This is a genomic window from Antrihabitans spumae (assembly GCF_043944905.1).
Classification (GTDB): Bacteria; Actinomycetota; Actinomycetes; order Mycobacteriales; family Mycobacteriaceae; genus Antrihabitans; species Antrihabitans spumae.
The window spans coordinates 17,483-29,969 of record NZ_JBIMSN010000145.1 but is presented as its reverse complement, the minus strand read 5'-3'; the positions used below and the strand labels follow the sequence as shown (position 1 = coordinate 29,969).

The 12,487-nt window shown below is 64.7% G+C and carries 14 protein-coding genes, 1 other RNA gene and 1 pseudogene; 9 read left to right on the top strand and 7 right to left on the bottom strand.

The window, feature by feature from the left end:
- Entirely contained in the window at window positions 1–1,407 is a 1,407-nt protein-coding gene (locus tag ACHIRB_RS28080) for an RNB domain-containing ribonuclease (RefSeq protein WP_395113811.1), read from the bottom strand.
- A 29-nt stretch (window positions 1,408–1,436) separates the two neighbouring features.
- A complete protein-coding gene (locus ACHIRB_RS28075; protein ID WP_395113809.1) occupies window positions 1,437–1,772 on the bottom strand; it encodes a hypothetical protein in 336 nt (111 codons plus the stop codon).
- Between the two features lie 484 nt (window positions 1,773–2,256).
- Here ACHIRB_RS28075 and ACHIRB_RS28070 point away from each other — a divergent pair, with 484 nt between their 5' ends.
- Together ACHIRB_RS28070 and ACHIRB_RS28065 are read left to right on the top strand one after the other, a co-directional pair.
- A complete protein-coding gene (locus ACHIRB_RS28070) occupies window positions 2,257–2,412 on the top strand; it encodes a hypothetical protein (protein ID WP_395113807.1) in 156 nt (51 codons plus the stop codon).
- Window positions 2,413–2,475: 63 nt separating this feature from the next.
- Window positions 2,476–3,117 (top strand): lipoprotein LpqH, encoded by a 642-nt coding sequence (locus tag ACHIRB_RS28065; protein ID WP_395113805.1) that lies wholly within the window; start codon window positions 2,476–2,478, stop codon window positions 3,115–3,117.
- A 60-nt stretch (window positions 3,118–3,177) separates the two neighbouring features.
- Here the strand turns inward: ACHIRB_RS28065 and rnpB are convergent.
- An RNA gene (rnpB, locus tag ACHIRB_RS28060) (RNase P RNA component class A) lies at window positions 3,178–3,591 on the bottom strand.
- A 37-nt stretch (window positions 3,592–3,628) separates the two neighbouring features.
- Between rnpB and ACHIRB_RS28055 the strand changes: the two genes are divergently transcribed.
- The 3 genes from ACHIRB_RS28055 (at window position 3,629) to ACHIRB_RS28045 (ending at window position 5,714) form a co-directional block, all read left to right on the top strand.
- A complete protein-coding gene (locus ACHIRB_RS28055) occupies window positions 3,629–4,522 on the top strand; it encodes an alpha/beta hydrolase (protein WP_395125567.1) in 894 nt (297 codons plus the stop codon).
- 11 nt (window positions 4,523–4,533) lie between these two features.
- Window positions 4,534–5,061 carry a DUF1697 domain-containing protein gene (locus ACHIRB_RS28050; RefSeq protein ID WP_395125566.1) on the top strand — a complete coding sequence of 176 codons (528 nt, stop codon included), beginning with the start codon at window positions 4,534–4,536 and terminating at the stop codon, window positions 5,059–5,061.
- A 236-nt stretch (window positions 5,062–5,297) separates the two neighbouring features.
- Window positions 5,298–5,714: a TrmH family RNA methyltransferase gene (locus ACHIRB_RS28045; protein ID WP_395113801.1), complete on the top strand. Its 417-nt coding sequence runs from the start codon at window positions 5,298–5,300 to the stop codon at window positions 5,712–5,714.
- Window positions 5,715–5,793: 79 nt separating this feature from the next.
- On the opposite strand, the gene ACHIRB_RS28040 is transcribed toward ACHIRB_RS28045, so the two are convergent.
- From ACHIRB_RS28040 to cobC, 4 genes are all read right to left on the bottom strand, one after another.
- Window positions 5,794–6,906, bottom strand: a complete 1,113-nt coding sequence (locus ACHIRB_RS28040; protein WP_395125565.1) for a bifunctional RNase H/acid phosphatase — start codon at window positions 6,904–6,906, stop codon at window positions 5,794–5,796.
- Window positions 6,903–7,640 carry a zinc ribbon domain-containing protein gene (locus tag ACHIRB_RS28035; RefSeq protein WP_395113799.1) on the bottom strand — a complete coding sequence of 246 codons (738 nt, stop codon included), beginning with the start codon at window positions 7,638–7,640 and terminating at the stop codon, window positions 6,903–6,905. The genes ACHIRB_RS28040 and ACHIRB_RS28035 overlap by 4 nt, the downstream gene beginning before the upstream one ends.
- 109 nt (window positions 7,641–7,749) lie before the next feature.
- Complete coding sequence (locus ACHIRB_RS28030; protein ID WP_395113797.1) at window positions 7,750–8,877, bottom strand: Nif3-like dinuclear metal center hexameric protein; 1,128 nt, start codon at window positions 8,875–8,877, stop codon at window positions 7,750–7,752.
- Entirely contained in the window at window positions 8,874–9,923 is a 1,050-nt protein-coding gene (gene cobC, locus ACHIRB_RS28025) for an Rv2231c family pyridoxal phosphate-dependent protein CobC (protein WP_395125564.1), read from the bottom strand. The genes ACHIRB_RS28030 and cobC overlap by 4 nt, the downstream gene beginning before the upstream one ends.
- A 29-nt stretch (window positions 9,924–9,952) precedes the next feature.
- On the opposite strand from cobC, the pseudogene ACHIRB_RS28020 reads away from it, so the two are divergent.
- The 4 genes and pseudogenes from ACHIRB_RS28020 to soxR form a co-directional block, all read left to right on the top strand.
- A pseudogene (locus tag ACHIRB_RS28020) lies at window positions 9,953–10,636 on the top strand (HAD-IA family hydrolase); the annotation flags it as partial.
- Entirely contained in the window at window positions 10,625–11,137 is a 513-nt protein-coding gene (locus ACHIRB_RS28015) for a low molecular weight protein-tyrosine-phosphatase (protein WP_395125580.1), read from the top strand. The pseudogene ACHIRB_RS28020 and the gene ACHIRB_RS28015, both read left to right, overlap by 12 nt.
- On the top strand, window positions 11,137–11,997 hold the full coding sequence (locus ACHIRB_RS28010) for an SURF1 family cytochrome oxidase biogenesis protein (protein ID WP_395125563.1): 861 nt from the start codon (window positions 11,137–11,139) through the stop codon (window positions 11,995–11,997). Before ACHIRB_RS28015 ends, ACHIRB_RS28010 begins: the two co-directional genes overlap by 1 nt.
- Window positions 11,981–12,451 (top strand): redox-sensitive transcriptional activator SoxR, encoded by a 471-nt coding sequence (soxR, locus tag ACHIRB_RS28005; RefSeq protein WP_395113855.1) that lies wholly within the window; start codon window positions 11,981–11,983, stop codon window positions 12,449–12,451. The genes ACHIRB_RS28010 and soxR overlap by 17 nt, the downstream gene beginning before the upstream one ends.
- The last annotated feature ends 36 nt before the right edge of the window (window positions 12,452–12,487 follow it).

Below are 12,487 nucleotides of genomic sequence, written 5' to 3'. Positions count from 1 at the left end.
TCAGGACCGGTAGGCGAACGAGACCACTCGCGTACGAACGTCCGCAGTGGCGAGTTCGACCTGCACGGATGTGCCCTCGGGCGGTTCACCTGTGCATTTGGCCAACACCGGCGGATCCTCGACGAAGATTTCCGCGTCGCGTTTGCCGTCGGCTTCGCGTACGACGACGGCGGCAAACCGCTGTCCGACTCGATGCGCGAGCAGTACCGCCTCGGTGAGGTCGATGCAGGCTCGGTCGACCTTGTTCGCCTGCGAATCGGACGCGCGCATCACGTCTGCGAGGTCGGCGAGTGCGGTCCGCGCCCACGCCGGAATCTCTGTGCCCGCGCTGGCTGCGAGACATACCTCGGTCGAGAATCGGTCCGACAACCTCCGCAGCGGTGCTGTGACATGCGCGTACGGCGCACCGATACCGCTGTGCACGGTGAGCTCGGGTAGCTCACCGTCGAACGCGGCATAACCGGCGCCACGTAGCAGCGTGGTCGCCTCGGTCATCAGCACCAGGGTGGTCGGCGCGTTCGGATCGAGTTCGGCGAGCAACGCGCCGATCGGCCTGTCTGCCTGCCACTCGATACCAAGGGCCGCCGCGGTACGGCGGATCGACGCCAGTGCGTCGGATTCGGCGGGTGGCAGCGTCCTGAGCAGCCCGACCTTGGTTTCGATCATCAGCGACGCCGCGCACATACCGGTCAGCAGTGAGATCTCCGCATTCCAGTCGTCGGCCTTGGTGTGCGGATGTAGTACGAGTCGCCACGATCCGTCGGTGTCGTCCTCGACGACCTCCTGATCCGGCAATTTCAGCTCGATCGCCCCACGCGCAGCGGCAATGGCCGACCGCAGGCGCCCCACGTCGGGTAACGCCTCGATCGATGGGTGCAGGGTCCCCGCGTCGGCAGCGGCCTGGACGCCTTCGTAATCGAACCGCGCGACGGAACGAACCGTGGCTCGCCGCACATCGAAACGGACTGTCTCCCCGTTCTTGTCTAGTTCGATCGTCCACAACGCTGCCGCCCGAACCAGGTCCGGCAGCAGACTTGCCGACCCTTCAGACAGTTCCCGCGGATGCAGTGGCAACGACCCGTCGGGCAGGTAGAACGTCTGGCCTCGGCGGCGCGACTCCTGATCGAGCGCGCTACCGGGTACCACCATCGCTCCGACGTCGGCGATTGCGTAACTCACCACGAAGCCAGTGTCGGTACGCGCAATATGGACGGCTTGATCGAGATCCATCGATGTCGGCGGATCGATGGTCACCAAGGCCAGATCGGTGCGATCTTCGCGCTCTTCCGAGCAGCTGTCCGAGGCACTGCGTGCTTCTTGGACCGCGGCCTCCGGATAGTCCTCACCGAGGCCGAACTCGGTTCTGATTACGCCGAAATCGATTGTGCGCGCGGCAATTCGACTCATGGACACGATGGGTCTACGCTCGGCCGCGCCTATTCCGCGTACGCGACGATGACGCCGTTGAGGTCGTTGACCGGACCGAGAACGGTGAAGCCGACGCGACCCTGCGGGTAGCCGAGGGCGAGAGCGGCAGCGGAATCGAAGGTGAGCCCGAAGGATGTTGCCGACGGATGCGGCAGACCTGCGATCGCGCCACCGACATTGTTGTTGTACGCCCAGACAGTCTCGGCATGACTGAGATCGACGGCAATGCCACCTGGGACGGGCGCGACACCGATCGCGGACGCCGATCCCGATCCGAGCACCGCAAGCCCTGCACTGGCGCCGACAACAATTGCACCGGTGGCAACGTAACGAGCAACACGCATTTCTGCTTACCCCTAATTGATCAGTTCGCACGATTTCGAGATGGCGGGAACAGTATGACCCGCGTCACGATGTTCCGCTTCCTCGACCCACCCGATAACAGGACTCGTCAACGAATCGTCGACGACCTCTCCTCGAGTGCAGCAACCAATTGCCCTCGACTCGCCGTCTAGCTGGGAAAACGCTGGCCCGGTCGAGACTTGGTCCGGCACTGTTAGTCTCCATGGGCGTCAAGGAGCAACGGGTCCGGTCGGGATACGCTTGCCCTCATACCCGAATCTCAGAAATGGAGCACAACCATGTCGACGATCCTGTTCGATCAACTTCTGCCAGTACTCGGCGCAGAGCAGGCCACCTACTGGGCCCAGGTACTGATGGTCAACCCCATTTGAGACTGCACTGACGAGGGCCCCCACCGAACGCGGCGGGGGCCTTTCGATGCTTCTGGGGTACGTTTGAGATACCGAATATTCTAGGACGGACGAAATGGACTCTTCCAAAACGACGTCGTCAGATCTCTTCAGCCACATTCCTGCCGAGCAGGCACGTGTCGATTCCGACGAAACGCCGAACGATCAGCCAGTTTTCAGCAGCGCACCGGACAAGCGCCGCACCTTGAACGACGAGAACGACCAGCACTAACAGTTTGTATCGCTCGTGGATCGAGCGAATCTTCTTCTGCCACGGGAACAATTCTCGTTATCCGTGCGCGACGCAATCGGTTTGACATACTCACTTGCCGTGGTCCCACTCGGGTCCACAATGGTCGGTGACCTGCACCTTTTCGGTGGTGGTCCCGCGTCAGATCAGGAGAAGGATTTGATCAACAGCAAGATCACATCTGCAGCAGCCGCAGCTCTCTGTTCCATTGCGCTTGTCGGTGGACTCGCGGCATGCGGGTCGGACGACAAGTCGTCGGACACAACGACGAGTGCCACAACCTCTGCCGAAGCCGCTGGCGGTTCGGGCGGCGCTTCCGCGGTTTCCGTGGGCGGCACGGAGTGGACGGGCGAGTTCGCGACGACCTGCGCCAAGCAGGGCGACACGTTGGCACTTGCGTTGGCGGACAACGCAAACGAAACCTACGGCACCCTCGGTATTTCGGCGACGGTATCCGGGGAAGACAAGGTGACGGCTGTCCTGATCGGTGGCACCAAAGGCGGTTCGGGTGGCCTGCCCTACGCACTCGGCTTCGGTCAGGGCTTGGCAGGGGGATCTGCGACGGTGAGCAAAGACGGTGACACCTACACGGTCACCGGCGAAGGCGTCGGCGCGGATCTGACGGATCCTTCGAAGACGACGCCGTTCGATATCACCTTCGCCTGCGAGAGCATCGCCGGCGGCTAGCCACAGCCGACACCAGCGCCAAGCGTCCGCCCTACCACCGGTTTTGCACCGGAGGTAGGGCGGACGAGTTGGCGTGTAAGCCGGATCCTGTCCCCCGCGCCGAAGCGCAGAGTGGCGACCATCCATCTGGGCACACCGTCGCCGGGTACCTCGAGCAGTCAACCCGCAAGCTCGGGCGAGCAGCCCTCGAACGCCTGCGCAGCTGCATTCACGAGTAATGCAGCCTTCGACCTTGCTCCGGGCGGGGTTTACCTAGCCGCCCCGGTCACCCGGGGCGCTGGTGCGCTCTTACCGCACCGTTTCACCCTCACCGACACTCGCGTGCCGGCGGTCTATTTTCTGTGGCACTGTCCCGCGAGTTACCTCGGGTTGCCGTTAACAACCGCCCTGCTCTGTGGAGTCCGGACTTTCCTCGACAACAGGCCAGCAGATAGCTATCCCGGTTCCTGTCGCCGCGGCCGCCCGGCCAACTCGTCCGCATTCCAGAGGGTACTCGTTATGCTCGGGTGTCATGAACCGCGTCGAGGTCACGTTCGAGTCCGGTAGCGACACCTGTGCGGCCTGGCTCTACCGCCCGACCACCGACGGACCCCCGACACCCCGACCGCTCGTCGTGATGGGCCACGGACTCGGCGCCAACCGCGAGATGGGTATCGACGCGTATGCGCAGCGGTTCGTCGCGGCCGGTTTTCTTGTGCTCGCCTTCGACTACCGAGGGTTCGGTGCCAGTACGGGTGAGCCCCGCCAGATCCTCGATATCAAGGCACAGCGCGCCGACTGGCACGCCGCAATCGCCTACGCGCGCACGGTTGGTGGGGTAGATCCGAGTCGGATCGCGTTGTGGGGCAGCTCGTTCGGCGGTGGGCATGTCCTTGCGGTCGCAGCCGACGATCCCACGATCGCGGCCGTAGTGAGCCAGTGCCCGTTTACAGACGGCATAGCGTCCGCACTCGCTGTCGGACCTGTGACGCTGGCACGACTGAGTTTTCGCGCGGTGCTCGACCTCGTCGGCTCGGTTCTCGGACGGCCGCCGGTCATGGTTGCGCTCGCAGGCGAACACGGTGACGCGGCATTGATGTCCGCGCACGATGTCGTCGCCGGCTACGGCGCCCTGTCCGCCCAAAGTCCGCTCTACCGACCCGAGGTCGCCGCGAGGATCGCGTTGCACGTACCCCTCGACGCGCCTGGACGCAAAGCCAAGAAACTCGCGATGCCGGTGTTCTACGCGATCTGCGACAAGGACACGGTCGCGCCGGCGGGACGAACGGCGAAAGTCGCGGCAAGCACTCCGCGTGGTGTCGTAAAGCATTACCCCGTCGGGCATTTCGACATCTATGTCGGCGAGCCCTTCGAGCAGACGGTGAAAGACCAGACGGAATTCCTCGTCGCAAACCTGAAGCCGTGAGAGGCCCATCGATGACGCGCTACGTGGCGCTGCTGCGGGGCGTGAACGTGGGCGGCATCAACATGAAGATGGCTGATGTCCGAAAGCTGTTCGAGGACAACGGTTTCACTGCCGTCAAAACGATTCTCGCGTCCGGCAACGTCGTATTCGACACCGACCGCTCCGATCGCAAGGCGTTGAAAGCAGACATCGAGGGCGCCCTCGCCGAGCGTTTCGGCTACGAGGCGTGGATCGTCCTGCACGACACCGACACTGTGCGTGCGATCGTCGAGGCGTACCCGTTCGATCCCGAGCGCGACGGTTGGCACCCCTACGTCGTGTTCACGTCCGACGCCGACATCGGCACCGAACTGCGCGACCTTGCCGACTCGCTCGATCCTGAGGTCGAGCGAGTGGCTGCAGGTGACGGCGTGGTTTATTGGGAGGTCGAGCGCGGGCAGACGCTGCTGAGCGTGTTCGGCAAAGCCAGTGGCAAGAAGCGCTACAAGTCGACGACGACGACCAGAAACCTGCGCACGTTGCAGAAAATCATCGCCTAGACTCGACTCGTAGACTTGCCTGGCTATCCCGATCCTCGTCGATGGTTCCGGCGTACCGCGAAACGCCGCTCACTTATGACACATCTTCTTGTGAAATCACATCTCGACTCTGGGACGGACGCGCCCGCCGACCTGTGAACGCCCCGCGGATACGAACCCGCGGTGAGATCCGGCAGCACCGACGCCCCCGTCGTCACGGTTGCTGGAATCATCTGATTCTTGCCCCGCTGTGGCCCATGCACGGCGTCAATCTGGGCACGTTGCTACGAACCTGCGACGCGGTCGGCGCCTGCCTCGCCGTTCCGCGGTTGCCGTGGGTGCCCGAGGCACTCGAAAGAGGCAATACGCTGCATCGCCCGGCGTGTGTGCATTGGTTTCAGGGAAGCGCCGTGAAATGGCTTGCAGGACAGCACAACAGCGGGGCGCAGATCATCGCTGTCGAGCTCACCGACGAGTCGATCCGGCTTGCCGACCTACCCGCCACGCGGCGTCGGACGGTCATCGTGCTCGGTAACGAACGTGATGGCATCCCTGCGGCCGCGCTCGAACATGTCGACATCGCCGTGGAAATTCCGATGATCGGCTCGGGCAACAGCCTCAATGTCGCGGTTGCCGGTTCCCTCGTCGCCTACAAGGCGGCGGGTTTGCTGTAAACCTCGACGAGTGTGCACTTCAGTGCGCCCTGGGCGCCCCGAAGCGACAACAACTGCACACTCGGCGCAGCAGTCGTGACTAGTCCAGATGCGACGTGTCGTTGACCAGACGAACGGACGCGCCGCCGTCCGGGTAGAACTCGACGATGCTGAGCGAGGCCAGGTCGAGGTGCAGTCGATACAACAGCGACGAACCGACACCGAGCGCAATCTGCAGCAGTGTCTTGATCGGCGTCACATGGCTGACAACGACGACGGTCCGGCCGGGGTACTCGGTGACGAGGTGGTCGCGAACGGTTTCGATGCGACCTCGGACCTCCTCGAAACTTTCGCCCATCGGCGGGTGGACCGACGTGTCGGTGAGCCACCGGCGATGCAGTTCCGGGTCACGCTCGGCTGCCTCGGAGAACGTCAGCCCTTCCCAGTCGCCGAAATCGGTCTCGGTGAGTCCGTCGACGACCGTGGGGTCGATGCCGAGCCCGACACCGACGGCGGACGCGGTTGCCAGCGCGCGATCCAACGGCGACGAGAGGACGGCCGCGACATCGAGTCCTTTGCCCGCAACACGCTTTGCCGCGCGATCTGCTTGGCTGCGACCGAGTTCGGTCAGCGCCGGATTGCCACGGCCGGAATAACGCCGGTCGACGGACAACTCGGTCTGACCATGGCGGACCAGCAGCAGCCGGGTCGGTTCACCGAGCGCGCCGGTCCAGCCTGGTGCCGTGTTCGCGGGGGCAGCGGGTGCGCTGTCCGCGCTGTCCTTGTCCTCGAGCGGCCCGTCTTCGGCAGCATCCATCGCCCGGTTGGCAAGCCGGTCGGCATGGGCGTTCTGTGCGCGCGGAATCCAGGTATAGGTCACTCGCGCAAAACGATTCGCCAGCCGACGAGCTTGCTCGGCAAGGTCGATCATGTCCGGATGCTTGACCTGCCAGCGTCCCGACATCTGCTCGACCACCAATTTGGAGTCCATTCGGACGTCGACCTCGTCGGCGCCGATCTCGGCCGCCGCCGCCAAACCCGCTAGCAGCCCACGGTATTCGGCCACATTGTTGGTAGCGATTCCGATGGCCTCGAACCGCTCGGCCAGTACGGTCGTCTTGTCGGGGGCGAGCACGACTGCACCGAACCCGGCGGGCCCTGGATTGCCGCGTGACCCACCGTCGGCCTCGACGATGACGCGACCGGGGGTCACAGTCCGGATTCCTTGGTACGGATGAGGATTGCCCCGCATTCGCTGCACCGAACGATTTCCTCGGGTTCCGTCTTCGCTATGCGCGCGATCTCGCCACGATCGATTTCGATCCGGCAGGCGCCACAGCGACGCGCTTGCAAAAGGGCGGCACCGGCGCCATGTCGGGCACGCTGACGTTCGTAGATCTCGATCAACTCGGCCGGGAAGTGCTCGATGATCGCCGCTCTGTCCGCTGTGCAACGCTTTTCGCTGGTATCGAGGTCGGCGACGGCGTCGTCTCTCCGGCGTCGCTGGTCGATGAGCTCGTCTTCGATTCTGCTCAGCTGCGCACCGGCATGCTGGTAATCGGCCTCGGACGCCTCGCGTCGTTCCATAACCTCGAGCAGGTCGTCTTCGAGTATCGATTGCCGGCGCTCCAGGCTGCCGAGTTCGTGTTGGAGTTCGGAGAGCTGCTTGGCTGCGATGGTGCCGCTCGCCAGCATCTGCCTGTCTTTCTCCTCGCGCCTGCGGACAGCGTCGACCTCACCCTCCAACTTCTTGATGTCACGGTCGAGGTCGTCCATCGCGATCTGCACGGCAACCGCGGCGTCCTTACGCGCGAGCCGTTCGGTCTCGAGCCGGTCGACCTCCAACTGTTCAGGGAGGGTCTTGCGCCGATGCGCGATCCTTGTCAGCTCTGCGTCGATCTTGGCGAGGTCGAGCAGTTCGTTCTGGATTCGAGGTTCGACATTCACGCTGTGAGGACTCCTGGGTCGATCAATGGGTCGATCATCTCCGGCATCGAGCAGGCGCGGGTGACGCTGCCGACCCACAACCGTACTCCGAGCCCGAGCAACCGAGGTGTCATGTGCCGCCGATCGTCCACGGGTCGGTCCGCAGTTGCGACACGGTTGTCGTCAAGCCCTCCGCACCGAAGGCGGTGTCGAGAACACCCTGCGCCTGTGCGCACCACGGAAATTCACTAGCCCAGTGTGCGACGTCGACGACGGCTGGTCCGCCTGCCCGCAGGTGCTCGTCGATGGGGTGATGCCGCAGATCGGACGTGACGTACACGTCGACGCCGAGCCTTGCAACAGCCTCGAGGAACGAATCACCGGCTCCCCCGCAGACCGCAACGGTCTCGACCATCGCGTCTGGGTCGCCCGCACCTCGAACGCCCCACACGGTGTCCGGCAAGGCCGCTCGCACAGATGCGGTGAATTCGCGCAACGACTCCGGTTCGGCCAACCGACCGATCCGCCCGAGGCCTTGCCGCGACGGCAGTGCGGCGTGTTCGAGTACGTCGAAGGCAACTTCCTCGTAGGGGTGGCTCGCCAGCAGCGCATCGAGCACAGCACCGCGCAGGTGCCGTTCGGCTACCAGTTCGAGCCGGGTTTCCTCGACCTTCTCCACGGTGCCGACGCTGCCGAGCACGGGATTCGCCTCTGCTCCCGGCCGGAACTGTCCGATCCCGACGGTCTGCCAGCTGCACTCGCTGTAATCGCCGATCCGTCCCCCACCTGCTGCGAACAGTGCGTCCTGCACGCGCTCGGCGTCGGCGCGTGGCACCATCACGACCCATTTGTCGAGCGCGCGAGCCGAGATCGGCTCGATGACGCCGGTCACGGTCAATCCGAGTGCGGCGGCAAGCGCGTCGGACACCCCGGGATCGGCCGAATCCGCGTTGGTATGCGCGGTGAACAGCGCGCAATCGCCCCGGATGAGCCTGTGAATCACCGCACCCTTCGGCGTGTGGGCGCCGACGGTGTCGACACCACGTAGCAGGAGCGGATGGTGCACGACGAGCAGTTGCGCGCCCGACGCGAGCGCCTCGTCCACGACCGCGTCGGTTGCATCGACGGCGAGCAACACCCGCTCGACCGAGTCGGCGGGGTCACCACAGACGAGCCCGACCGAGTCCCAGCTCTCGGCGAGGTGCGGCGGATACGCATCGTCTAGTGCGGCAATGATTTTCGAGAGTTCGACAGTCATGACCACTCCTTCGAAGTCGCAACGCTCAGCGCCTCGCACAGCCTGCGGGAATCGTCGACGCCGCGCACCGCGACCCTGATGTGGTCGGGGCCGAGGCCGGGAAACGTGTCGCACCGACGGACCGCAATACCGTTGTCTCGTAACCTTTTTCGCACTCTGTCTCCATCCGGAACCCGGATCAGCAGGAACGGCCCCGCTGCAGGCAGCGACACCTCGAAGCCCGCACGGTCGAGCAGACCGACGAGTACCGCTCGATCGGCGCTGATCCGCTCTGCCAGCACCGCTGCTTCGCCAACGGCAGCCTTCTCGTTGCATGCCGCGATCGCTGCCAGTTGCAACGTTCCGAGCGGCCAATGCGGTCGACCGATTCGCAAGCGTGCCAACAATTCCGGCGACCCGAGCAGATAGCCGCACCGCAAACCCGCGAGCGCCCAGGTCTTGGTCAGGCTGCGCAGCACAAGAACGTCCGGATACGACGCACCTGCGAGAGACTCCGGTTCACGGGGAACTGCATCGGCGAATGCCTCGTCGACGACGACGATTCGCCCCGGTCGCCGCAGCGCAAGGATCGACTCGCGATCGTGCAGGACCGACGTCGGATTGGTTGGATTGCCGAGCACGACCAGATCGGCTGCCTCGGGTACGGCCGCCGGGTCGAGCCTGTACGGCGCGGACAGAATCACCTGTGCGACAGGTACTCCGGCCTCGCGTAGCGCGAGCTCGGGTTCGGTGAACGATGGATGGAGAACCGCTGCGAGCGTCGACCCGAGGCGCGGCAGCAACGAAAACCCCTCTGCCCCACCGGCAAGCAACAACACCTCGTCCGGGGTGCGTCCGTGCCGATCGGCTACCGCCGTGCGAGCGAATAGATCCTCGGCGGCACTGGGGTACCGGCCCAAGGTCGCAAGTTGCCGGACCAGACGCTCCTGCAGCCACGTCGGTGGTGCCGCTCCCTGGACGTTGACAGCGAAGTCGAGCAGACCGACCTCGGCGTCCACGTCCCCGTGATGACGCAGCCGGGCGCGCAACTCCGCGTCGTCGGTCACCGGATGGTCCACAACCGACGAGCTTACGGATCGTCGCCGTCGGCAAGAATGGGAGTGTGACCCCCAAGCTGCCGACGCGCGTTGTCCTGTTCGACCTCGACGGAACGCTCACCGATTCCGCTGCCGGGATCGTGGCCGGTTTCCGTCATGCACTCGAGACGGTCGGCGCCGGCGAACCGCCGCCGGAACTGGTCGCCGATGTGGTCGGTCCGCCGATGGCAGACACGTTTCGCCGGCTCGGTTTCGACGACGAGACCACGGCCCGCGCGATTGCCGCGTACTTCGAGAGTTACGACACCGGCGGCGGCTGGGCCGACAACGCCGTGTTCGACGGCATCGAACCCATCCTCAGGATGCTCGTTGCCGATGGCGTCCGCCTCGGCGTCGCGACGTCCAAGGCGCAGCGGCTTGCGATCAGAATTCTCGAACACTTCGGGCTGGCCGAGCACTTCGAATTCATCGGCGGCGCAAGCGACGACGGCACTCGGCGTGGCAAAGCGGATGTCATCGAGCACACCCTGCGACACCTCGGGATCGAACCCGACGCCGACGGCACCCACGACGTCGTCATGGTCGGCGATCGCGATCACGACGTCCACGGCGCGCAGCGCTGGGGCATTCCGACGATCTACGCCGGCTGGGGTTACGGGCAGCCAGGCGAATCGGACGACGCAGCGTGGATCGCATCCACTGTCGCGGACCTGACGCGACTCTTCCGGCCCTCCGACCTCTCTGACCGGCAACTGCACGTCACCTTCGTCTGCACCGGGAACATCTGCCGCTCCCCCATGGCCGAGAAGATCTTCGAGGGCCATCTCGCGAAGGCCGGGCTCGCCGACCGCGTTCGCCTGAGCAGCGCAGGTACGGGAAGTTGGCATGTCGGCGATCCCGCGCAGGCGCGGACCGTTGCGATACTCCGGCGCCACGGTTACAGCACCGAGCACGCAGCGGCGACCGTCGGCGACGATCATCTCGGCGCTGATCTGGTGATCGCACTCGACACCGGCCACGATCGCGCGTTGGCGCAGCTCGGAGTGCCGTCCGAACGGCGGCGGCTGCTGCGAAGCTTCGACCCCGACGCCGACGGACCCGACGTTCCCGACCCGTACTACGGCGACGTCTCCGACTACGAATTGGTCCACCGCCAGATCGAAGCGGCTGTGCCTGGCCCACTGGAATGGGTTCGGCGCGAGTTGGCCGCTACCGTGGACTAGTGCGTCGTCTGAAATTTCTGCTCCGCCCGGGCTGGATCATCCTGGCGCTACTGGTCGCTGCATTCGCCTACCTGTGCTTCAACGTGCTCGCACCGTGGCAGCTTGGCAAGAACACCAGCACCGAGGAGCGCAACAGCCTGATCGAGGATTCGCTCGACTCCGATCCAGTCGGTGTCGAGGAATTCCTCGGCGCAGGGTTGCCCCGCAAAGAGGACGAATGGCGGCGCGTCGTCGTCACCGGTGAGTACGTCCCCGGCAGCGACGTGCTGGTCCGGCTGCGATCCAACGGTGGCTCACCGTCCTACGAAGTACTCACCGCGGTCCGGTTGAGCGATGGCACAGCGGTCATCGTCGATCGTGGTTACATCGACGCGGTCGAAGGAACGAAAGCACCGCCGGTCGCGGCAGCACCGACGGGGCCCGTGACCTTGGACGGCCGGATTCGACTGTCCGAAGGTACGGATCCGAGCAAGAGCCCGCTCACGACGGACGGCTATCGCCAGGTCTATTCGATCAACCCGCCGCAGGTGTCCGCATTCGTCGGGTTCCCGCTTGCCGAGGGCTACGTCCAACTCGACGACGATCAACCCGGCGGCTTCGAGCCGGTACCGCTCCCCCAACTCGACGCCGGACCGTACCTTTCCTACGGCTTGCAGTGGCTGGCGTTCGGCATCATGGCGCCGCTCGGTCTGGCCTACTTCGCGCGGGCGGAACTGCGGGAACGCCGCAAGGATCGCGAAGCCGGTGCCGCGCCACCCGAGCAGACGAAGGTTGCGACGAGCGAGCCGACGACGAACCCCGCTCCAACACCCACCGCCAAAGAGACGAAGCTTGCCGATCGGTATGGCAACCGTCGCTGAGCGGGAAGACCGCGAACCGGAGCCCGACGACCTACTTGCGGTCGGCGAAGTCGCTCGGCGAACCGGCGTCGTCGTGTCGGCACTGCACTACTACGAAACCCTCGGTCTGATCTCGTCCATTCGAACGCCGACCAATCAACGCCGGTATCGACGACACATGATTCGCCGGATCAGCCTCGTCGTGATCGCCAAACGGCTCGGCATTCCGCTTGCAACAGTCGCGACCCTGCTGGCTCCCCTGCCGATGGATCGTATGCCGACTCGTGCTGAGTGGCAACGTATTTCGAAGGCGTGGAAGCGAACGCTACAGGAGCGCAGGCGCATTCTCGAAGCGTTGGAGCACGAGCTGACCGGCTGCATCGGTTGTGGTTGTCTTTCGATGAAAGCCTGCAGGCTGCTCAACCCCGACGACGAACTCTCTCGCGAGGGTCCCGGCGCCCGAAGAGTCGAATGATCGACAAGCCCTTGACCTCGAGTCCACTCGAGGCTT